This window comes from Yoonia sp. (assembly GCF_046292185.1).
Lineage (GTDB): Bacteria > Pseudomonadota > Alphaproteobacteria > Rhodobacterales > Rhodobacteraceae > Yoonia.
On sequence record NZ_JBKBQY010000029.1, the window covers coordinates 1 to 21,958 of the forward strand.

Below are 21,958 nucleotides of genomic sequence, written 5' to 3' on the forward strand. Positions count from 1 at the left end.
GATCTCCGGCCAGTTGAAGGCACGCACCAAGGGTTGCGGCAGGGCAAGGCCTGAGGTTTCGATCACGATGTGGTCAGGGGCGGGGGTGCGTGCCAGCAATGCCTTAATCGTGGGAATGAAATCATCCGCGACGGTGCAGCAGATGCAGCCGTTGGAGAGTTCAACGATATCGTCCGTGGAACACACCTCGTCGCCGCAGCCCTGCAGGATGTCGCCATCGACGCCAAGATCGCCGAATTCGTTGATAATCAGCGCGATGCGCTTGCCACTCGCGTTTTGCAGCAGGTGCCGGATCAGAGTGGTCTTACCGGAGCCAAGAAAGCCGGTGACGATGGTGGCGGGGATTTTTGCGGGCATGGGATGTCCTCGAACGTGGATGGTGGCGGCCCTTGGCGGGCCGCCTGAAAATAGGCAGGAGGGCGGATTCAGCCGGCCAATGCGGTGACAATCGGCCCTTCGATGATTTCCAGCGCAAGGAAGATGCCGACGCCAGCGACCATTGCGCCGCCCAGACGGGCGTTGACGGCGGCGGGATTTGTCGCGCCCAGTGTCTGCGCCACCCAGCCTGCGCCGATGGCGATCAGATACTGGATCGCACCCAGACCGATCAGATAGCCGACCAATACACTACCGCCGACGCCGCCTTCCTGATCCGCCAGCGATCCGCCGAAGGCAGAGCCGTGAAACAGGCCGAAGACGGCAAAGACCACAAGCGCGTTGGTCATCGACAGCCCCTTGCCGGACAGGATGATCCCACCGATCACCAGCAAGGACAGCACGATCACGGTTTCGGCCAGCGGCATGGCAATGCCTGCATACATCAGTCCGCAGCCAGCCAGCATCGCGGCGATATAGGCGGCAGGGGTCAGCATGCGGTTGGCGGTGAAGGTCGCAGCGATGCCCATTGCTGCGACAAAGAACAGATGGTCAAAGCCCAGCACCGGATGGCCGATGCCCGACAGCAGGCCATGCGTGAAGGTTTCCATCGGCAAACCACCCAGTGGATGGTGCGCAAGGGCGGGTGAGGCGGCAAGGCTCAGCCCTGCGATGGTCAGAATTCTTTTCATTTTCGTCCCCTTTGGATCGTGACTAAAGGGGGGATTTCATGGGAAGGCACGGGCCATTAGGCCCCTGCAAAACCCCCACGGAACACCCCGTCCGCTGTTGTTTGCCGGAACGGATGTTCCGGTGCATGGCTGGTCTCCTGGCTTGCGGGTCTGGGCGCCTTGTTGCCTTCCCGGTTTCCCAGTGGCGTGATAACAAGACACTCTCCGCATACAGTCGCGGGGGCGGCTGTGGCTTGACACCTCCCTTACAGGATCGGTGCGTCCACATTCCCATTTGATCCCCTGACGCTGCGCGCCGTGCGGGGAACCATGCACCGCTGTTGTGCCTGCATCAGAGCAGCGCGGTCAAGTCTGTAAACCGACGCCCGCGGCGTCAGAAGCGCCTTTGGCGCAGACTCTGGCAGGGATATTCCGGCTGCGAAGGTGGAGTATTCGCAATATCTTGTGGATAAGCGGCGGGAGTCGGCCTTATTTAGGTTGGTTTCGTTGACTCGGGGTGGCGTGAGGTCGCAAAATCTCGGCCAGACAGAGAATCAAGGACAGCCCACAGGTGCGTTTCAGCAAATTGCGATTGAATGGCTTTAAAAGCTTTGTCGATCCCACCGATCTGATCATCGCGGATGGTCTGACGGGGGTCGTGGGGCCGAATGGCTGTGGCAAGTCCAATCTGCTGGAAGCCTTGCGCTGGGTGATGGGCGAACATCGCGCTTCGGCCATGCGCGGTGGCGGCATGGAGGATGTGATCTTTGCCGGGGCGGCCACGCGACCTGCGCGCAACTTTGCAGAAGTATCGCTGATTATCGACAATGCCGAACGGCTGGCACCCGCTGCGTTCAACGATGCCGATCAGCTGGAAATCGTGCGCCGGATCACCCGCGATGCAGGGTCGGCCTATAAGGTGGGTGCCAAGGATGTGCGCGCCCGCGATGTACAAATGCTGTTTGCGGATGCATCCACGGGGGCGCATTCGCCTGCCTTGGTCCGGCAGGGGATGATTTCGGAGTTGATCAACGCCAAGCCCAAGTCCCGCCGCCGGATTCTGGAGGAGGCGGCGGGCATTTCCGGTCTTTATCAGCGCCGGCACGAGGCTGAGCTGAAGCTGCGCGGCGCAGAGACCAACCTGACCCGTGTCGATGATGTGATCGATCAACTGGCTGCGCAATTGGCGCAACTGGCGCGCCAGGCCCGGCAGGCCGCCCGGTACCGCGAGATCGGTGAAAAGCTGCGCCGCGCCGAAGGGATGTTGTTGTTTCGCCGCTGGAAAGAAGCGGATGATGCGCTTGCGGAGGCACAGGCGCAATTGAGCGAGCGGACGACGGCAGCGTCGCAGGCGGAGCGCGCCGCACGTGATGCCGCCAAGGCACGGCAAGGGGCGGAGGATGTCCTGCCCGCGCTGCGCGAGGAAGAGGCGATTGCGGCTGCGGTGTTGCAGCGGTTGCAGGTGCAGCGCGATGCCTTGCAGGATCAGGAAACCCGCGTGCGTGAGATGATCGCGACCTTGTGTCGCCGCATCGATCAACTGACCCGCGACATGGACCGGGAGGCGGGGCTGAACAAGGACGCCGGTGAAACGATTGACCGGCTGGATTGGGAAGCGCGCGAGATCGCCAAGGCCGGTGAAGGCCATGACGCTCGCCTTGAAGCGGCACAGGCGGCAGCGCGCGAGGCAGCAGCCGTGTTGCAGGAGGCCGAGGCAGGGTCGGCGCAACTGACCGAGGATGTGGCGCGGCTGGCGGCGCGGCATCAATCCGCGCAAAGGGTGCAGGATCAGAACCGCACCGCGCTGGGCAAGGCCGAGGCAGAGGCGGGCAAGGCCCGCACCGCAATGGAAGGTGCAGCAGCCGCGTTGCGCCAAGCAGAGGCGGATTTTATCACCGCAGGTGCGGCGGAAACAGCGGCGCTGGCGGCGGCTGATACTGCGGATCGTGATCTGGCTGCGGCAGACGCGGCCCGCGCCGAGGCGCAGAGCCTTGAGAGCGATGCCCGCGCGATGCGCTCAGAGGCCGAGGGCGAGGCGAATGCCCTGCGGGCCGAGGTCGCCGCCCTGTCGCGGCTGGTCGAGCGTGACCGCGCGCCGGGCGGGCAGGTGCTGGATCTGTTGTCGGTGCAAAAGGGATATGAACAGGCGCTGGGTGCTGCCCTTGCCGATGATCTGCGTGCGCCTGCGGCGGCGGCGGACGCGCCAACGGGCTGGGCCAACCTGCCCGATTATGCCGCAGCGCAGGCCCTGCCTGCCCCTGTCGTGCCGCTGACGGATTTTGTCACCGTGCCGGCCGTACTGGCCCGCCGCATGGCGCAGGTGGGTCTGGTCGACGCAGCCGATGGGGCGCGGTTGCAGCCGGATCTGTTGCCGGGCCAGCGGCTGGTGTCTGTAGCGGGCGATCTGTGGCGCTGGGACGGTTACCGGTCCGGCGCGGAAGATGCACCATCGGCAGCGGCTTTGCGGTTGCAACAGTTGAACCGGCTGGCGGAATTGCAGCGCGATCTGGAGCTTGCCGACGTCAGGGCAGAAGAGGCGGTCGCCGGACATGATGCGCTGACGCGCGCGTTGCAGGATCGCACCGCTGCCGATCAGGCGGCCCGTGCCGCGCGCCGCGATGCCGACCGTGCCGTTGCCGATGCCAACCGCGCGGCCAGCCGTGCCGAGGCTGACCGGAACATGTCGCAGGGACGGATGGAAAATCTTGGGCTGGCCGTCACCCGCTATGAAGAAGAGGCGATGATCCTGCGCGCCGCGCTGGTCGAGGCGCAGCAGGCAGCAGAGGCGCTGCCGGATCTGGCCGAGGCGCGCGCGTCGGTCGAGACGATCAGGATGACGGTCGAGGCGGCGCGGATCACGATGATGTCGCGCCGGTCGGCGCATGAAGAAACCCGCCGCGAGGGCGAAGCACGGTTGCGCCGGTCTCAGGAGATCACCAAGGAAATCAGCGGCTGGAAACATCGCCTCGAAACGGCGAACAAGCGCAGCGCCGAACTGGCCGAACGCAAGGCGGCGTCCGAGGCGGAACTGGCTGATGCCTCTGCCGCGCCCGAGGAAATTGCCGCAAAACGTGCCGAACTGGGTGACGCGATGGCAGAGGCCGAGATCCGTCGCCGCGCTGCTGCCGATGCGCTGGCCATCGCAGAGACCGCGTTGCGCGATGCCTTTGGCGCAGAACGGGACGCCGAACGCGCGGCGTCCGAAGCCCGAGAGGCGCGGGCGCGGTCAGAGGCGCGTGCGGATGCGGCGCGCGAAACCATCGCCTATGCCGCGGAACGGATCAGGGAAGCGCAAGATGTGACCCCCGCGCAATTGCTGGCCGCGCTGGATATCCCCGTTGATGATATGCCCGCCACGGGCACCGTCGAGGCAGAAGTGAATGCCCTGAAACGCCAGCGCGATGCATTGGGCGCGGTGAACCTGCGCGCCGAGGATGACGCCAAGGAAGTGCAGGTCGAACATGATGCGCTGGTGTCCGAAAAGGCCGATCTGCTGGGGGCGATTGCCGCGTTGCGCACCGGTATCGCCAGCCTGAACAAGGAAGGTCGAGAGCGGCTTCTGACGGCGTTCGAACAGGTCAATGCCAGTTTTGGTCTGCTGTTCACCCATCTGTTCGGTGGCGGTGAGGCGAAACTGGTACTGGTCGAATCCGATGATCCGCTGGAGGCGGGGCTGGAAATCATGTGCCAGCCGCCCGGCAAGAAGCTGAGCACCTTGTCCCTGCTGTCTGGTGGTGAACAGACGCTGACGGCGCTGGCACTGATCTTTGCCGTGTTCCTTGCCAACCCCGCGCCGATCTGCGTGCTGGACGAGGTCGATGCGCCGCTGGATGACGCCAATGTCACAAGGTTCTGTGACCTGCTAGATGAGATGTGCCGCCGCACCGATACAAGGTTCCTGATCATCACCCACCATGCCGTCACCATGAGCCGGATGGACCGGCTGTTCGGTGTCACTATGGGCGAACAGGGCGTGTCGCAGCTTGTGTCTGTCGACCTCAAGCGTGCGGCGGCGATGGTGGCCTGAAGGACGGCTCTGACGCGGATCAGAGCCGGTTGAGCAAGTCCAGCGTAGGCCATGCATCCGCTGGCAGGCCGAGGCGCGCCTGTTCAATCTGCACCGCATTGCGTGTCATCGCCCCCAGAATACCGTCGATGCCGCCGACGTCATGACCGCGCGCGGTCAGCCGTTGCTGCAATTGCTGCATCTGTGGGCCGGTCAGCGGCTCGGACGGGTTGCCTGCGTTATAGACCGGCGCGCCGCTGAGACGGGTCGCGAAATAGGCGGCGGTGGTGACGTAGACAAAGCTGCGGTTCCATTCGAAATAGACGTCGAAATTAGGGTAGGTCATGAAGGCTGGCCCGTTGCGCCCCATCGGCAGGAGAATGGCGGCGGACAGGTTCGACGGGCCAAGGTTGCCCTGGCGGGGGGTCACACCCATGGCGACCCAGTCGCTGACGGGGCGTTTTTTGGTCAGGCCGGTCTGCGACCAATCTAGATTGGCGGGCACGTTGATTTCGTGCATCCATGGTTCGTTCGGTCGCCAGCCGAGCGAGGACAGCACATTGGCTCCGGTCATCAGCGCATCAGGGGCAGAGTTTTTCAGATCGACCACCCCGTCACCGTCGCCATCCAGCCCACGTTCGATGATCTCGTGTGGGAGTTTTTGCAGCTGGCCGATTTCCCCGGCCCAGGCGCCTTGTGTGGTGGCCGGGTTCATGCCGCCGCGCCGGTAAAGTTCGATCGCGGCGATGAGTTGCGGGCGGAAAAGCTCTGGCCTGCGACAATCATGCGCCAGTGTCAGCAGGGCGTTGCGGGTGTTGAAATTGCCCTGCACCGCGCCGTAATCAGTCTCGAACGCCCAGAAGGCCAGCAAGACACCACGCGGCACGCCAAAGCGGTTCTCAATCTCGCGAAAGGTGCTGTCATAGCGCTGGCTGTTGCGCTGGCCGTTGTCTATACGGTTCTGGCTGATCAGGTTGCGCGAAAAGCGGATGAAATCCTGCTGGAACACGCCTTGGGACCGGTCGGCGTTCAGGACAGCCTGATCGATCTGCGCGCCTTGGAAAAACGCATCGGCGGTGGCGGCGGGGATGCCGTTTGCCACCGCCTCTGATTTCACCCCTGCGATAAAGCTGTTCACGTCACCACCGCAGGTCTGGGCATGGGCGGCCCCGGTCAGCAGGGTCAGTGTGGCGGCAAGGGCAAGGCGCATGAGAAAGCTCCGGAAATTTCAGTTTGCGTGACCCTAGCAGGGGTGGGATTTGCTGCAAGACGCCGTGACACCGATGGGCGGAAATCCGGTTCACAGAGCCGCGATGAAAGCTATTGCCAGCATCAGTGCCCATGTTTTCCACAATACCTGGACCGAACGGTCAATGTCGGCGGGTTTCAGGTGGTGATTACCTGTGGCGTTGACGAAAGGATAATCGCGCATCTGCCCATCATAGCTGCGCGGCCCGCTGAGCGCGAAATCGAGGCCGTGCGCCATCGCAGCCTCTGGCCAGCCCGCGTTGGGCGAACGGTGCAGCGGGGCATCCTGCAGAATGCCGTGCGGATCGGGCCGGGTGGTCACGGCCCAGATCAGAAATGCCGTCAGCCGCGCGGGGATCAGGTTGAGCAGGTCATCGAGCCGTGCCGCAGCCCAGCCGAAGTCTGCGTGACGCGGGGTGCGATAACCGATCATGCTGTCAGCGGTATTGACGATCTTGTAGATCAGCAGTCCCGGCAAACCGCCGATCAGGAACCAGAACGCCGGCGCGATCACCCCGTCCGAGAGATTTTCAGCCGCGCTTTCGATGGCAGAACGGGCGACGGCGGCTTTGTCCATGCCGCGCGTATCGCGGCCCACGATCATCGCGACGGCGCGACGGCCTTCGCCCAGCGACAGGCGCAGGGCGTCGGCCACGGCGCGCACGTGATCAACCAGCGATTTCTGCGCAAGGATCACCGCGACGACAAGGACGTCGATGATCTGGCCGGGGAAGGCATGCAATACGCACCCCAACAGCCCCGCAGCGATGACAAGTGCTGTCAGCACAAGGATGCCTTTGGCTTTGCGCTGGCCGCCTGCGTTGAAACGCAGGTCACAGGCGCCGATCAGCCGTCCCATAAGGACTGCGGGATGCGCGATGCGCGACCAGAGCCATTTCGGTTCGCCGAAGATCGCATCGAGGATCATGCCGAGAATCAGGGTCACAGGGCTGCCTCTAGCTGATCCCAGCGATCAGGGGCGGGCAGGCCAAGGCGCAGCCAGTTATCTGCATATGGGAATATGCGGGACCAGACGTGGCCTTGGGCCAGCCGATCTTGCCAGCGGGCGGCATCATCCACCCTGTAAAGCCGGAACAGGGTCGTGCCGCCGATGACCTCGGCCCCCTCGGTTGTGATCAGGCGGTCCAGCCTGTCGCTGTCCGCGACCAGCCGTACGCGTGTTGTGGCAGCCCAATTTGCGTCGGCCAGTGCTGCCGCACCAATGGACAGCGCCGGGCCGGAGATTTGCCAAGGGCCCAGCATGTCGGCCAGTTGGGCGATCAGGGCAGGATCACCGATGGCAAAGCCCAACCGCAGACCGGCCAACCCCCAGAACTTGCCGAAGCTTTTCAGCACGATTGTTCCGGGACGGTCTGCGAGCTGGATCAGCGAAAGGTCGGGGGTCACGTCGCAGAAGCTTTCGTCGATGATCGTGATTGGGGCGGTCAAGGCGTCCGGAGTCCAGATTTTGCCATCGGGGTTGTTGGGATGAACGACGACAAGCGCGTCGGCGGCGGTATCGGCGACGGTCCAGCCAGCGGAGCGAAAGGCGGCGGCGTGTTCGTTATAGGTCGGGGCGGGAATGCGGACTGCACCGGGGGGCAATACCCTTGGCAGGGCGGCGATGATGGCCGATGCACCGGTTGCAGGCAGGACTGCGGCCCCGGCAGGAACGTTCCAGAACTGGCGCGCCAGATCGTTCAGCCGCGTGAATGCGCCGGTGTCGGGAAGGGCGGTCCATGCATCTGCGGGCAGCGCGGGCAGCGGATAGGGCACAGGGTTGATCCCGGTGGACAGATCAAGCCAGCCGTGGCGCGTGCCGCCGTAAAGCCGGATCGCCGCATCTATACCCCCGCCATGGTCGCGCGCGGCAGTCATTCGGTGTCGGGCAGTGGTGGGTGGCGGGTGACGAAATGCCCTTTCACTGCCTGCGGCCAGTCGCGGTAGGGGACTTGGCCCGTCACGCTTTGTGCATGGGTCAGCGCATAGGTGACGATGCCGCAGGCCGAATCCGCGTCAGGCGCGAAATCGCCGAGGGTGTAGTTCAGCTTGCCCGCGCCCTGGATCACGATGTTGCAGCCTGATTTGCAGCCCATCAGGCAGGACATGCGGCGTGTTTTTACCTCTGACAGCCCGGTCGCGGCGGCTTCGATCAATTTGGCCAAAGCCTCGCCGTCGGTCTGCTCCATGGGGCCGGTGTCCCAGCCTTCGCGTTTGCAGGTGTCGCAGATCGTGATCCAGGTTGTCATCATATCGTCCCGTTGGTTCAAGACGGTTCAACCGGATTATGCCCCGCTCTGCAAGATGCAGAACGAGGCGGTGTGCTTGCTTCACCCGCGCCCATGCGGTTCCGACAGGTCGATCACCGGGTTGATCGGAATGATCCGGTTGGGGTTAATCGTGTCATGGCTATAGTGATAATGCCGCACGATATGGGCCATGTTCACCGTGTCAGAGACGCCAGGCACCTGATAAAGTTCGCGCAGAAAGCCCGACATGTTCGGATAATCGGCGATCCGCTTGCGGTTGCATTTGAAATGCAGATGATAGACGGGATCGAAACGCAGCAGGGTTGTCCACAGACGCCAGTCAGCCTCGGTCAGTTTGTCGCCCATCAGATAGCGGTTTTCGCCAAGGCGGTCTTCCAGCCAGTCAAGGCTGTCGAACAAAGGATAAACCGCGTCTTCATAAGCTTCCTGTGTCGTGGCAAAGCCGGATTTGTAGACGCCGTTGTTGACCGTGTCGTAGATGCGATCATTCACGGGCGCGATGGCGTCACGTAATTCTTCGGGCCAGTAATCATCGGTGTTGCCGGTGATCGCGTCGAAAGCGGAGTTGAACATGCGGATAATCTCGGACGATTCATTTGACACGATGGTGCCGCGCTTTTTGTCCCACAGGATCGGCACGGTGACGCGGCCGGTCATGTCGGGCACGGCGCGCAGATAAACGTCGCGGGCGAAATCGTAGCCGAACAGCGTGTCGCCTGTCGCGCCGTGATCGTCCTTCTTGAAGGTCCAGCCTTCGCCCAGCATGTCGGGATGTACGACGGAAAGGCTGATGTGATCTTCCAGCCCCTTGATCGCGCGAAAGATCAATGCGCGATGTGCCCAAGGGCAGGCGTAGGAAACGTAAAGGTGGTAACGACCTGATTCCGCCTCGAAACCGCCTTCGCCCGATGGGCCGGCTGAGCCGTCAGCGGTGATCCAGTTGCGAAACGATGCTTCAGTGCGTTCAAATTTGCCACCGGATTTTTCGGTGTCATACCAGACGTCGTGCCAGACGCCATCAACGAGTTGGCCCATGATATATCTCCTTTTTGCTGCGCTATACCTAGGCACAAGGTGCTGACGAACCAAGGCCGGTGATGGCGCAGTCACCCTGCGCCTGCGCACATGAAGCGCCGTGGCGGCATTGACTTGTCAGGTGCCGCTTATCGGTTTGCCCCGCCGGACGGGGCCAGCTATACCGCCGGTCAGACGAAGCCCATTCAGGGCCAGAACGGTTGGAGACAGGATGGTCGACCCAAAACGGGGACCGGATTGTCACGTCGTCAATCCCCGGTCACCGGGGTCTCTGGTCGTGATTGCCGCCAACAGACCCGCCGCGAAAGGACAGCCGGATGAAAACAGGTGTGATGATTTGCGGACATGGTTCGCGTAGCCAATCGGCGGTGGATGAATTCGCGACGCTGGCGGAAAAGCTGCCCGCCTATCTGCCGGATGACTGGATGACCGATTATGGCTATCTGGAATTCGCCAATCCGGTGATCCGCGACGGGCTGGACCGGCTGCGCGACGCGGGCTGTGACAGGATTCTCGCAGTGCCGGGAATGCTGTTCGCGGCGATGCATGCCAAAAACGACATTCCAACCGTTCTGAATACCTATGCCGCCAAGCATGACATCCACATCAATTATGGTCGCGAACTGGGCATTGACCCCAAGATGATCGCCGCCGCCGCCGGTCGCGTGCGCGAAGCGGTGGATCGCGCCAATGTCAAACACGGACCCGTCGATTTGACCGACACCTGTCTGGTCGTGATCGGGCGCGGCGCGTCCGACCCTGATGCCAACGGCAATGTCGCCAAAATCGCGCGGATGCTGCAGGAAGGCATGGGGTTCGGCTGGTGCGAGGTCGGTTATTCCGGTGTCACATTCCCCTTGGTCGAACCTTGCCTGCAACATGCCGCACGCCTGCCTTACAAACGGATCGTGGTGTTTCCGTATTTCCTGTTCTCGGGCATCCTGATTGACCGGATCTACGGTTTCACCGATCAGGTCGCTGCGGAACATCCGGGTATCCAGTTCGTCAAGGCGGCCTATCTTGGCGATCACCCCAAGGTGCTGGAAACCTTCGCCGAACGGATCATGGAACAGGACAGTGCGACCCCGCCACCCAATTGCGGCATCTGCGGCTATCGCGCGCAGGTGCTGGCGGTGGATGACGGACATAGCCATCAGATCAGCGCCGCCGATCGCAGCCATCCCGCCTTTGGCGCGGTGCCGCCCGCGACCTGTGTCTTGTGCAAATACCGCACGCAGGTGCTGGGGTTCGAGGGCGAGGTGGGCGCAGTGCAGGAAAGCCACCACCACCATGTCGAAGGCCAAGGTGCCAGCGCGCCGGGATCGAACGTCGCGGATTGCAGCCATTGCGATACATTCTGCACCGGCATGTGCCGGTTGATCATGCAGGATCATCATGATCATGATCATCACCATCATCACGGCCATGATCATGATCACCACCACGACCATGATCATCACCATCATCATGCGCCTTACCCCCATGCCAGACATCCGCATGGTCCCGAAAGCGCGAGAAAAGCAAAATCCTGACCCTCGCTTCGTTCCAGATATTCCCGCCGGAGGCTCTGCCTTCTTTACCCGCTGAAAGGCCTGCCGTTGCGCCCCTATGAAAAAGACCCCAAGGCGATCTATGCGCAAAGCTTTGCCACGGTCCGGGCCGAGGCGCGGCTAGAGCGTTTTGCGCCTGCGTTGCACCCGCTGATGACGCGTCTGATCCATGCCTGCGGGATGGTCGAAATCGTGGACCGGCTGGCATTTTCCTCCGATGTTGCGCAAGCCGGGCAGGCGGCATTGCGCAAAGGTGCGCCGGTGCTTTGCGATTGTGAAATGGTCGGGGCCGGGATCATCCGGCGCTATTTGCCTGCAGACAACGATGTCATCGTGACTTTGAATGATCCCGCCGTGCCGGGTCTCGCGCATGACATCGGCAATACCCGCTCCGCCGCCGCAGTAGAGCTGTGGCAGGATCGGATCGAAGGGGCTGTGGTGGCGATCGGCAATGCACCCACGGCGCTGTTTCATCTGTTGGAATTGCTTGACGCGGGTTGGCCGAAACCTGCGGTGATCCTTGGGTTTCCGGTCGGCTTTGTCGGCGCAGCAGAAAGCAAGGCGGAACTTGCCCGCGATCCGCGCGGCTGTGATTATGTGGCATTGCGCGGCAGGCGTGGCGGGTCGGCCATGGCCTCGGCGGCGGTGAATGCTTTGGCCGCGGGGTTGCCGGAAGATGTCTGATCCTTGGTTGCATATCGTCGGGATCGGCGAAGACGGGATGGCCGGGCTGTTGCCAGCCACCCGCGCCGTGGTGGAAGCTGCCGAAGTCATCATCGGTGGCGACCGCCATCATGTGCTGGCCGAAAACCTGACGGCGGAACGGCTGGCTTGGCCGCATCCGTTTGATGCGTTGATTTCCACGATAGAAAGCTTGCGCGGACGGCGCGTGGTGGTTCTGGCGACGGGGGACCCTTTGTGGTTCTCGGTCGGAGCCCGCATTGGCCGGGCGATTGATCCGGCACAGATCGTTTATCATCCGCAACTCTCGGCGTTCCAGTTGGCGGCGGCACGGATGGGTTGGTCTTTGGCTGATGTCGAGACGCTGACGGTGCATGGCCGCCCGGTCGAGCAGATGATCGCCTTTATCCAGCCCGATGCGCGGCTGTTGATCCTGACAACCGGTGCCGAAACGCCGGGCCAGATCGCTGCCTTTCTGACCGCGCGCGGCTTTGGTGCCTCGCGGATGTCGGTGCTGGCAGCGATGGGCGGCAAGGATGAGGCGCGGTTTGACGGGCTGGCGGAAAGCTGGGCGCATGAGGTGCCTGCTTTCAATACACTCGCCGTCGATTGTATCGCCGCCCCCGATGCGGCCCTGCTGCCACGGGTACCGGGGCTGGCGGATGAGTTGTTCCAATCCGACGGCACGATGACCAAGCAAGAGGTCCGCGCAGTGACACTTGCCAAGCTCATGCCGATGCGTGGCGCGCTGCTTTGGGACATCGGCTGCGGTTGCGGGTCTGTCGCCATCGAATGGATGCGTGCGGCGCGCTATGCACGCGCCATCGGGATCGAGCCGCGCGCGGACCGGCGTGCCTTTGCCGCCGCCAATGCGCTGGCTTTGGGCGCGCCCAAGCTGGAACTGATCGACGGGATGGTGCCGGAGGCGCTTGACGGATTGGCCGCACCCGACGCGATCTTCATTGGCGGCGGATTGAGCCGAGAGACGTTTGAAGCGGCATGGGCGGCTCTGCGTCCTTTGGGCCGTTTGGTGGCCAATGCGGTGACGCTGGAAAGTGAGGCGGAGTTGATTGCCTTGCACAAGGCCTATGGCGGCGAACTGGTGAAACTGTCCGTGCAGCGGGCAGAGCCGGTGGGGCGGTTGACCGGCTGGCGGCCGCTGATGCCGGTGACGCAGTGGAGCCTTGTGAAAAGATGAATTTTAGCCTCCGGCGGGAGTATTTTGAACAAAGCGAGGCGGACAGATGACGGGCGTTTTATACGGCGTCGGCCTTGGTCCTGGTGCGCCGGATCTGATCACCCTGCGCGCGGCGCGGTTGATTGAGGGTGCAAAGGTTGTTGCCTATCCGACACTGGCGGGGGCGGCGAGTTTTGCGCGTGCGATTGCTGCCGATCTGATTGCACCCGGGGCGTGTGAGATTGTCATTGATGTGCCGATGAATGTGGAACGTGCCCCGGCGCAGGCCGCCTATGATGCAGGCGCTGTGCAGATTGCTGCGGCGCTGGATGCCGGGCAGGATGTCATTTGCCTCTGCGAGGGTGATCCGTTCTTTTACGGTTCGTTCATGTATCTGTTTGCCCGGCTGTCAGCGCGCTACCGGGTTGACGTGGTGCCAGGCGTGACCTCGATCACCGCTTGTGCGGCGCTTGCGGGCAAGCCGCTGGTTGCGCGCAATGAGCGTCTGACGGTTTTGCCCGGGCCTTTGCCAGAGGCGGAGCTGCGTGACCGGATTGCTGGTGCAGAAAGCGTTGTGATCATGAAGGTGGGGCGGCATTTGTCCAAGATCCGTGCAGTGATTGATGATTTAGGCCTGACTGATTTGGCGGTCTATGTGGAGCGTGCAACCCTGCCGGATGAACTGGTCTTGCCGTTGGCGGATGCTCCCGTGCGCGCGCCGTACTTTTCGATGATCTTACTGACCAAAGGGGCTGATCCATGGCTGTGAAACCGGTTGTTCTGGCCTTGTCTGCCTCTGGCGAAGAGGTGGCGCACCGCGTCGCTGCTGTGCTGGGTGCGCAGGTTCATGGCCGCGAAGGGCGCGTCGCGCGGGCGGATGCATTTTTTCCCAATGCGCTGGATCATGCGCGTGATCTGTTTGCCGCTGGTGTGCCGGTCGTCGGGGTCTGTGCGGCAGGCATACTGATCCGCGCCGTTGCCCCGTTGTTGGCTGACAAGACTCTGGAACCGCCGGTGATTGCCGTGTCCGATGATGGCGCGGTTGTTGTGCCATTGCTGGGCGGGCATCGCGGCGCGAACCGCTTGGCGGCGCAGATTGCGCAGGCTTTGGGTGCTGTGTCTGCGGTCACAACGGCGGGCGATGTTGCTCTTGGCGTGGCGCTGGATGAGCCGCCCGCAGGGTGGCGGCTGCTCAATCGCGGCGATGCCAAAGGGGCGATGGCGGCATTGCTGGCCGGTGGCGGTGCGCGGGTTTCCGGGGATGCACCATGGTTGGCAGATTTGCCAGTGGGCGACGCGCTGCGCCTGACCTGCGGAATGGCGGTTGTGCCTGATCTCGGCCCGGATCATCTGCAATTTGCGCCGCAGTGGCTGACGCTGGGTCTGGGGTGCGCGCGTGATTGCGACCCGACGGAAATGGCGGCGCTAGTGGCAGAGGTGCTCGCCGAGGCGGGCGTTGCGCCAGAGGCGGTACAATCGGTCAATACGATCACACTGAAGGCGGATGAACCCGCGATCATTGATCTTGCCGCTGTCCTGGATGTGCCATTGCGGCTGTTTGAGGCTGCCGAACTGGAGGCGCTGACGCCGCGTCTGGCCAACCCCTCTGATGTGGTTTTTGCCGAGGTAGGCACCCATGGCGTGGCTGAGGCGGCGGCACTGGCGCAGGCCGGACCGGAGGCGACGCTGCTGGTGGCCAAACGCAAGACCGCCAATGCGACCTGCGCGCTGGCGATTGCACCTGCGCTGATTACCACATTGGCGGGCCGGGCGCGCGGGCGGCTGTCGGTCGTGGGGATCGGCCCCGGACAAGCTGCATGGCGCACGCCGGAAGTTTCGCGGCTGGTGGCCGAGGCCGAGGAACTGGTGGGCTACGGGCTTTATATCGATTTGCTCGGGCCTTTGGCTGTGGGCAAGGAACGATCTGATTTCCCGTTGGGCGGCGAGGAGGATCGCTGCCGTTATGCGCTGGAACAGGCTGGGCTTGGCAAGAATGTCGCGCTGGTTTGTTCCGGTGATGCAGGGATTTACGCAATGGGCGCGTTGGTGTTCGAATTGCTGGACCGTGGCCCTGACCAGATGGGTGTGTCGGATGCCGCGCGCCGGGTTGAGGTGATCTGTTCGCCGGGCGTTTCTGCGCTGCAAGGGGCGGCGGCGCGGGCGGGGGCCCCCTTGGGCCATGATTTCTGTGCGATATCATTGTCGGATCTGCTGACCCCCCGTGTGGATATTGTCCGGCGCTTGCAGGCGGCGGCCGTGGGTGATTTTGTGATTGCTTTCTATAATCCGGTATCGATGCGGCGGCGTACCTTGCTGGCCGAGGCGCGGGATATCCTGCTGCAACATCGTCCAGCGGATACGCCGGTAATGCTGGCGTCCTCACTTGGGCGGCCCGAGGAACATGTCCGCTATCGCCGGTTGGATCAACTGGATGTGGATGAGGTCGATATGCTGACGGTCGTGCTGGTCGGCTCGTCGCATTCTAAGCTGGCGCAACTGGGCACTGGGCCGCGGATGTATACGCCGCGTGGCTATGCGCGCAAGATTGATGGCGATCTGGCAGGCTGACTTTTATGCCTCTGGCGGGAATATTTGGAGAAAAAAGAAGATGACGGTTTATTTCATCGGCGCGGGGCCGGGTGACCCGGAACTGCTGACGCTCAAGGCGGCGCGGCTGATCGGGGAATGCCCCGTCTGTCTCTATGCCGGATCGCTGGTGCCGGAGGCGGTGGTGGCCTGCGCGCCGCGTGAAGCACTGGTAATGGATACCGCGTCGATGACGCTGGATGAAACGCATGGTGTGATCGCGCAGGCGCATGCCAAAGGGCAGAACGTGGCGCGTGTTCATTCCGGCGATCCGTCGCTTTATGGCGCGATTGCAGAACAGATCCGGCGGCTCAAGGCCGATGGGATCGATTATCAGATCATCCCCGGTGTGCCCGCCTATGCGGCAGCGGCGGCGGCGTTGGGCACGGAGCTGACCGTGCCGGAAGTGGCGCAATCGATCATCCTGACACGCATGTCGATGAAATCCACTGGTATGCCAGCGGGTGAGACCCTGGAGAATTTTGCGCGATCAGGTGCGACGCTGGCGATCCATCTTGGGATCAGGGCGCTGCGCGAGATTGAGCGGCAACTGGTGCCGTTTTACGGTGCCGATTGTCCGGTGGCAGTGGTTTACCGCGTTGGCTGGCCGGATCAGCTGATCCTGCGCGGCACGTTGAGCGATATTCATGCGCAGGTGCGGGCGGCGAAAATCACGCGCACGGCGTTGATTATGGTCGGGCCTGCGCTGTCGGATAGTCACGGTTTTCCTGATTCTGCGCTATATGACGCGGCCAAACCGCATGTGCTGCGTCCGCGCGTCAAAGCGTAGTAACCGATGCGTGATCACATCACGCTGCGATGCGGCAGATAGCTTTACTTGAATTTTACGTTTGCGGGTGCACAGTTGACGCATCGATGGGGGAATCGGATGCTTGAATATTTACCAGAGGCCGTGCGCAAAGGGTTGGAAGATGCCCGCAAGGCGGCTTTGCGCCGCAAAGATAGGTTGGCGGTCCATGATGGGGAAATGACATATCGTATCCGCAGGTTGTGGGATGGTGGTTTCGCGCTGGACCTGCAAGGGTCCGATAAATTGCGTGGTCATGTTGATATCTACGATGGACCCAGGCACTTGTATCAATGCCTTGTCGTTTCTGCCGTTGCCGATGATGATGAACGGGTATTCGAATTCAAATGGCTGACGCCGGTCGCAGACAGGCCTGCGGCTGATTACGTTCATCCGGATTTTGTGCCTGCCGGGTTTTTGGCAAAACAGGGCTGATCATCACATCATTGCAGGTCGCGAAAGGCATGTTGCAGGCGCTGCACGGCCTCTTCGACGATATGGCGTTGCGTGGCGAAATTGATCCGCATGAAGTTTTCGCCGCCTGCGCCAAAGGACGGGCCGGGCGACACGGCGATTTTGGCATCGTCGCGGATACGCGCTGCGACCTCGGTCTGGTCCATGCCTGTGCCGGAAAAATCCACCCAGGCCAGATAGGTCGATTGCAAAGGCATTGACCAGACGCCGGGGATCGCCTGCATGCCCTTGTCGAAAAGCTCGCGGTTGGTTTGCAGATGCTGCATTTGTGCATCTGCCCATGCGGCACCTTCGGGCGAATAGGCGGCAGTGATCATGGCGACGCCAAGGCTAGTCGGGCGGTAATCCAGCGTCGTCAGCCGTTTTTGCATTGTCGCACGCAGATCGGGATTGGGGATGATCATATTGCCGGTGCGCTGGCCCGCGATGTTGAAGGTCTTCGACGCGGCTGTCAGGAACACGATGTTGTCGACATGATCGGGCGCGGCCACGGCCATCGGCACGAAATCATGGCCCGGATAGATCAGATCATGATGAATTTCATCGCAGACCAACAGCATGCCGTTGCGTCGCGCGAAATCTGCGACGGCACGCAGTTCTTCCGCTGTCCAGATCCGGCCAGAGGGGTTTTGCGGCGAACACCAGATCAGTAGCTTTTCCTTGCCGGACAAACGCGCCTGCGCATCGTCCAAATCGAGCACATAGGTATCATCACTGCGTACCAGCGGGCAGGTGGTCACGGTACGCCCTCCGCGAGTGATTTTATGCGCGAATTCATGATAAACGGGCGTAAAGATCGCGGCGGCATCGCCGGGGTTTGACCACACCTCCAGCGACAGGGCGATGGCATTGCCAAGCCCTTGGGTGGTCAGGATCCAATCAGGGTCTACGGTCCAGCCGTGCCGGTGCTGCATCCACCAAGTGATCGCGCCAGTATATTGCGCATCTTCGATCCCGTAGCCGAAGACGCCATGATCCACCGCGCGCTGTAGTGCTGCCAGCACGCAAGGGGCGGTTGGGTAATCACTATCGGCGGTCCACATCGCGAGACCGCCGTCCATGGGCACGTCAAACAGCTTTTCCATCAGGTCCCATTTCGCGCAGGCGGTGTGACGGCGGTCGTTGGGTGTGTTGAATGACATGGCACGATCCTTTTCGGTTTGGCGCAGCCTAGCCTGCCTATGGCCGGGCGCAAGCACACTGCGTTGCATTTTCATCCGGCCCGGCCTAAATGCGCAGCCATGAGCATTCGAAATATCCTGATCCACCCCGATCCCCGCCTGAAAAAGGTGACCGCGCCGGTCGCGTCAATTGATGACGATTTGCGTCGGCTGGCCGATGACATGCTGGAAACCATGTATGATGCGCCGGGCATCGGACTGGCGGCACCGCAGGTCGGCGTGATGCGCCGTGTGATCGTGATGGATTGCGAAAAGGACGCGGAGGCAACCGCGCAGCCCATGGTGCTGATCAACCCGGAGGTTATTTGGACCTCGGAGGAAACCTCTGTCTATGAGGAAGGTTGTTTGTCGATCCCCGAACAATATGCCGAGGTGCAGCGCCCTGCCGGGGTCGAGGTGTCGTGGACCGATCTGTCCGGCAAATTGCAGCGCGAACGGTTCGACGGCCTGTGGGCGACCTGCGTGCAGCATGAAATCGACCATCTGGATGGCAAGCTATTCATTGATTATCTGGGTCCGCTGAAGCGCCAGATGATCACCCGCAAGATGCAGAAACTGAAACGTGAAATGGCGCGGGGATAGCGCATGACATTGGACCTGCGGTTTGACGGCGACCCGGTGCTGCGTGCAGTGGCCCAGCCCGTGACGATTTTTGATGCCGCACTTGCTGATCTGGTCAGGGATATGTTTGCCGTGATGTATGCCGCCCCCGGCCGTGGCCTTGCCGCGCCACAGGTGGGCGTGTCGCAGCGCGTGTTCGTGATTGACACGACATGGAAGGATGCAGAGCCCAGCCCGCAGGCTTTCGTCAACCCGCAGGTCGTGGCGCGAAGCGATGAAACAACGACCGGGACCGAGGCGTGCCTGTCCATCCCCAAACGGGCCTTTACTGTAGCGCGCCCGATATGGGTTGATCTGGCGTGGCAGGACCTGGACGGCCAGCCTCTTCAGCGCCATTTTGACGGGATTGCGGCGATCTGCATTTGCCACGAATATGATCATCTGGACGGTGTGTTGATCACCGATATCGGGACGGAGCAATGACGCATCGCCCGTTCGTACCTTGGCCGCATCCTGTGTTGCGGACGCCTGCGAACCCGGTGGCGGCGATCTCCGACGAAATCCGCGCGATCTGGGATGAGATGATCGTCGCGATGGACAATATGCCCGGCGTCGGACTGGCAGCACCGCAACTGGGGATCGGGCTGGCGTTGGCCGTTGTCGATGCATCGACTGTGCGGGGACAGGCGGTCCGGATGGCGAACCCTGAAATTTTGCACAGCTCTGTGGAGTTTCGCGAACATGAAGAAGGCTCCCCCAATCTGCCGGGCGTTTGGGCGCGGTTCAGCCGACCCCGTGCGGTGACGGTGCGGTTTCTGAACGCCGACGGCGTGGTGGATGAGCGTGATTTCGTCGGCCTTTGGGCGACATCGGTACAGCATCAGATCGATCATCTTGCCGGGCGGATGTTCTTTGACCGGCTGACCAAGCTGCGTCGGGATATGTTGATCAAGAAAGCACGTAAAATCGCATCCTGATGCGATCATTCATCTAAAGGGAACGGAAATCATGCGGATAATTTTCATGGGCACGCCTGAATTCTCGGTTCCTGTGCTGGATGCGCTGGTCGCCGCTGGTCATGATATTGCCGCGATATATACCCAGCCGCCGCGCCCAGCGGGCCGTGGTAAGAAGGATCGCCCGCAGGCGGTCCACGCGCGGGCCGACGCCTTGGGGCTGCCAGTACGCCACCCTGCGTCGCTGCGCAATGCAGAGGCGCAGGCCGAATTTGCAGAACTTGATGCTGATATTGCCGTCGTCGTCGCCTATGGCCTGATCCTGCCGCAAGCGGTGCTGGATGCGCCCCGATTGGGTTGTCTGAACATCCACGCGTCATTGTTGCCGCGCTGGCGTGGTGCCGCGCCGATCCATCGCGCGATCATGGCGGGGGACAGGCAGACCGGCGTTTGCATCATGCAGATGGAGGCAGGGCTGGACACGGGTCCGGTGTTGCTGCGTGAAGCGTTGGATATCGCGCCGGATGAGACAACTGGTGCGTTGCATGACCGTCTGTCCGCCCTTGGCGCGCGGCTGGTGGTGCAGGCGTTGAACAGACTGCCCGATCTTACGCCGGAGCCGCAGCCTGAGGACGGTGTGACCTACGCCAGCAAGATTGATAAATCCGAGGCGCGGGTGGATTGGCATCAATCCGCTGCAACAGTCGCTCGCCAGATCAACGGATTGTCGCCATTTCCGGGCGCGTGGTGCGAGGTTGCGGGCGAGCGGGTGAAGCTGCTGGGTGCCGTGGTGGCGGAGGGCAATGCCGCCCCCGGCACGGTGCTTTCGGGGTTCACGATTGCCTGTAGCGACGGTGCCGTCACGATCACCACGGCGCAACGCGAAGGCAAGCGCGCCATGCCCGCAGCCGAGGTGATGCGCGGGCTGGATCTGGGCGACAGACTGGCTTGATCGGACGGTGCCGCTGGGCTAGCGTCCGGGGGTGACGATGGCGTCGTTGCGCAATTGTATATTGTCCTGAACGCCGGGACCTTCTTGAAAGGCCCCGCAATGACAGCGCGTCCGCAATTCTACAAATTTCATCAGGGCGAAAAATCCCTGCCGTTCCTGCCCGCCGAATACGAGGCGCGGCTGACCAGCCTGAGGGCGATCATGGAAAAGGCCGGGGTCGAGGCGGTGCTTTTCACCTCGATGCAGAATATCGCTTACTATTCGGGCTTTCTCTATTGCAGCTTTGGGCGACAATATGGGCTGGTCGTGACCGCGACCGAATGCGTCACGATCAGCGCCGGTATCGATGCGGCCCAGCCGTGGCGGCGGTCATATGGCGATGCGATCACCTATACCGATTGGGACCGCAGCAATTACTGGCGCGCGGTGCGGTCGGTGATAGGTTTGGGCAAGGTGCTGGGCTACGAATCCGATCACCTGACCGTCGCGATCCGGCTGGCGTTGCGCGATAATCTGCAACCCGCGCGATTGGTCGATCTGGCCGCCCAGACAATGGCGCAACGGATGCGAAAATCCCCGGCAGAACTGGACCTGATCCGTTCCGGTGCCGCTGTCGCCGCTGTCGGCGGCTATGCGATCCGGGACGCGATCAGCTCGGGGGTGCGCGAGATTGACGTGGCCATGGCGGGGCGCAATGCCATGGAACTCGAAATTGCCGCACGGTTTCCCGATGCAGAATATCGCGACACCTGGGTCTGGTTCCAGTCGGGGATCAACACCGATGGCGCGCATAATCCCGTCACGTCCCGCAAACTGGGGCAGGGTGATATCCTATCGCTGAACACGTTTCCGATGATCAGCGGCTATTACACCGCGCTGGAACGTACATTGTTTCTAGGCGAACCTGATCCGGCTAGCCTGGCGATCTGGGAAGCGAATGTTGCGGCGCATGAATATGGCATGTCGCTGCTGGTGCCCGGCGCGGTCTGTTCGGACGTGACGGCTAAGATCAATGCCTTTCTGGAAGACCGTGATCTGCTGCAATATCGAAGCTTTGGCTATGGGCATTCCTTTGGGCTTTTGTCGCATTATTATGGCCGTGAAGCGGGATTGGAACTGCGCGAAGATATATCCACCGTGCTGGAACCCGGTATGGTGATCTCGATGGAACCGATGCTGACCATTCCTGCGGGCAATTCGGGGGCCGGAGGGTATCGCGAACACGATATTCTGATCATTACCGACACAGGGAATCACGACATCACGGCCTATCCCTTTGGACCTGCGTATAATATCATCGGCTGATCTTGGCAGATTTGACGGAACAAACCGTGGACCAAGGCGTTCGCAGGCCTAGATTTAGTCACAATTTGTCGATCACCTGAAGGAATAGGTGCATCGGCAGTGTTGTTATTGGGGGGCTTGGT

At 62.0% G+C, this 21,958-nt stretch carries 21 protein-coding genes and 1 riboswitch; of the genes, 13 read left to right on the forward strand and 8 right to left on the reverse strand.

Going from position 1 to position 21,958, the window contains the following annotated elements:
* Nucleotides 1-357: GTP-binding protein (locus tag ACK4TM_RS07345; protein WP_409699010.1), on the reverse strand; the 357-nt coding region annotated here is incomplete at its 3' end.
* Between the two features lie 68 nt (nt 358-425).
* Entirely contained in the window at nt 426-1,067 is a 642-nt protein-coding gene (locus ACK4TM_RS07350) for a HupE/UreJ family protein (protein ID WP_409699013.1), read from the reverse strand.
* A gap of 109 nt (nt 1,068-1,176) precedes the next feature.
* Nucleotides 1,177-1,394, reverse strand: a riboswitch (cobalamin riboswitch).
* A 223-nt stretch (nt 1,395-1,617) separates the two neighbouring features.
* On the opposite strand from ACK4TM_RS07350, the gene smc reads away from it, so the two are divergent.
* Nucleotides 1,618-5,073, forward strand: coding sequence for a chromosome segregation protein SMC (gene smc / locus ACK4TM_RS07355; protein WP_409699016.1), 3,456 nt, complete (start codon nt 1,618-1,620; stop codon nt 5,071-5,073).
* Nucleotides 5,074-5,092: 19 nt separating this feature from the next.
* Here smc and ACK4TM_RS07360 read toward each other — a convergent pair whose 3' ends face one another.
* The 5 genes from ACK4TM_RS07360 to ACK4TM_RS07380 form a co-directional block, all read right to left on the reverse strand.
* Nucleotides 5,093-6,262, reverse strand: coding sequence for a lytic murein transglycosylase (locus ACK4TM_RS07360; protein WP_409699019.1), 1,170 nt, complete (start codon nt 6,260-6,262; stop codon nt 5,093-5,095).
* 90 nt (nt 6,263-6,352) lie between these two features.
* Nucleotides 6,353-7,246: an adenosylcobinamide-phosphate synthase CbiB gene (cbiB, locus tag ACK4TM_RS07365; protein ID WP_409699022.1), complete on the reverse strand. Its 894-nt coding sequence runs from the start codon at nt 7,244-7,246 to the stop codon at nt 6,353-6,355.
* Nucleotides 7,243-8,178 (reverse strand): threonine-phosphate decarboxylase CobD, encoded by a 936-nt coding sequence (gene cobD / locus ACK4TM_RS07370; protein ID WP_409699025.1) that lies wholly within the window; start codon nt 8,176-8,178, stop codon nt 7,243-7,245. Before cobD ends, cbiB begins: the two co-directional genes overlap by 4 nt.
* The gene (locus tag ACK4TM_RS07375) at nt 8,175-8,549 is read right to left on the reverse strand and encodes a DUF1636 family protein (RefSeq protein ID WP_409699028.1); all 375 of its coding nucleotides are present in this window, start codon (nt 8,547-8,549) and stop codon (nt 8,175-8,177) included. Before ACK4TM_RS07375 ends, cobD begins: the two co-directional genes overlap by 4 nt.
* 81 nt (nt 8,550-8,630) lie before the next feature.
* A complete protein-coding gene (locus tag ACK4TM_RS07380) occupies nt 8,631-9,605 on the reverse strand; it encodes a glutathione S-transferase family protein (RefSeq protein ID WP_409699031.1) in 975 nt (324 codons plus the stop codon).
* A gap of 317 nt (nt 9,606-9,922) precedes the next feature.
* Here ACK4TM_RS07380 and ACK4TM_RS07385 point away from each other — a divergent pair, with 317 nt between their 5' ends.
* The 7 genes from ACK4TM_RS07385 to ACK4TM_RS07415 all read left to right on the forward strand — a co-directional run bounded on the left by ACK4TM_RS07385 (nt 9,923) and on the right by ACK4TM_RS07415 (nt 16,842).
* Nucleotides 9,923-11,137, forward strand: coding sequence for a sirohydrochlorin chelatase (locus tag ACK4TM_RS07385; RefSeq protein ID WP_409699034.1), 1,215 nt, complete (start codon nt 9,923-9,925; stop codon nt 11,135-11,137).
* A gap of 66 nt (nt 11,138-11,203) precedes the next feature.
* A complete protein-coding gene (locus ACK4TM_RS07390; protein ID WP_409699037.1) occupies nt 11,204-11,839 on the forward strand; it encodes a precorrin-8X methylmutase in 636 nt (211 codons plus the stop codon).
* Nucleotides 11,832-13,034 carry a precorrin-6y C5,15-methyltransferase (decarboxylating) subunit CbiE gene (cbiE, locus tag ACK4TM_RS07395; protein WP_409699040.1) on the forward strand — a complete coding sequence of 401 codons (1,203 nt, stop codon included), beginning with the start codon at nt 11,832-11,834 and terminating at the stop codon, nt 13,032-13,034. Before ACK4TM_RS07390 ends, cbiE begins: the two co-directional genes overlap by 8 nt.
* A gap of 46 nt (nt 13,035-13,080) precedes the next feature.
* A complete protein-coding gene (gene cobI, locus ACK4TM_RS07400; RefSeq protein ID WP_409699043.1) occupies nt 13,081-13,782 on the forward strand; it encodes a precorrin-2 C(20)-methyltransferase in 702 nt (233 codons plus the stop codon).
* Nucleotides 13,773-15,581: a precorrin-3B C(17)-methyltransferase gene (cobJ, locus tag ACK4TM_RS07405; protein ID WP_409699046.1), complete on the forward strand. Its 1,809-nt coding sequence runs from the start codon at nt 13,773-13,775 to the stop codon at nt 15,579-15,581. Before cobI ends, cobJ begins: the two co-directional genes overlap by 10 nt.
* 40 nt (nt 15,582-15,621) lie before the next feature.
* Entirely contained in the window at nt 15,622-16,389 is a 768-nt protein-coding gene (gene cobM, locus ACK4TM_RS07410; RefSeq protein ID WP_409699049.1) for a precorrin-4 C(11)-methyltransferase, read from the forward strand.
* Nucleotides 16,390-16,488: 99 nt separating this feature from the next.
* Nucleotides 16,489-16,842 (forward strand): hypothetical protein, encoded by a 354-nt coding sequence (locus tag ACK4TM_RS07415; protein ID WP_409699052.1) that lies wholly within the window; start codon nt 16,489-16,491, stop codon nt 16,840-16,842.
* 8 nt (nt 16,843-16,850) lie between these two features.
* Here the strand turns inward: ACK4TM_RS07415 and ACK4TM_RS07420 are convergent, their stop codons facing one another.
* Nucleotides 16,851-18,023: a MalY/PatB family protein gene (locus tag ACK4TM_RS07420; RefSeq protein WP_409699055.1), complete on the reverse strand. Its 1,173-nt coding sequence runs from the start codon at nt 18,021-18,023 to the stop codon at nt 16,851-16,853.
* A 99-nt stretch (nt 18,024-18,122) separates the two neighbouring features.
* Between ACK4TM_RS07420 and def (ACK4TM_RS07425) the strand changes: the two genes are divergently transcribed.
* The 5 genes from def (ACK4TM_RS07425) to ACK4TM_RS07445 all read left to right on the forward strand — a co-directional run bounded on the left by def (ACK4TM_RS07425) (nt 18,123) and on the right by ACK4TM_RS07445 (nt 21,836).
* Nucleotides 18,123-18,644, forward strand: coding sequence for a peptide deformylase (gene def / locus ACK4TM_RS07425; protein WP_409699058.1), 522 nt, complete (start codon nt 18,123-18,125; stop codon nt 18,642-18,644).
* A gap of 3 nt (nt 18,645-18,647) precedes the next feature.
* Nucleotides 18,648-19,106 (forward strand): peptide deformylase, encoded by a 459-nt coding sequence (gene def / locus ACK4TM_RS07430; RefSeq protein WP_409699061.1) that lies wholly within the window; start codon nt 18,648-18,650, stop codon nt 19,104-19,106.
* Nucleotides 19,103-19,600, forward strand: coding sequence for a peptide deformylase (gene def / locus ACK4TM_RS07435; protein WP_409699064.1), 498 nt, complete (start codon nt 19,103-19,105; stop codon nt 19,598-19,600). Before def (ACK4TM_RS07430) ends, def (ACK4TM_RS07435) begins: the two co-directional genes overlap by 4 nt.
* A 31-nt stretch (nt 19,601-19,631) precedes the next feature.
* Entirely contained in the window at nt 19,632-20,531 is a 900-nt protein-coding gene (gene fmt, locus ACK4TM_RS07440; protein WP_409699067.1) for a methionyl-tRNA formyltransferase, read from the forward strand.
* 99 nt (nt 20,532-20,630) lie between these two features.
* Complete coding sequence (locus ACK4TM_RS07445) at nt 20,631-21,836, forward strand: aminopeptidase P family protein (RefSeq protein WP_409699070.1); 1,206 nt, start codon at nt 20,631-20,633, stop codon at nt 21,834-21,836.
* Nucleotides 21,837-21,958 lie beyond the last annotated feature (122 nt).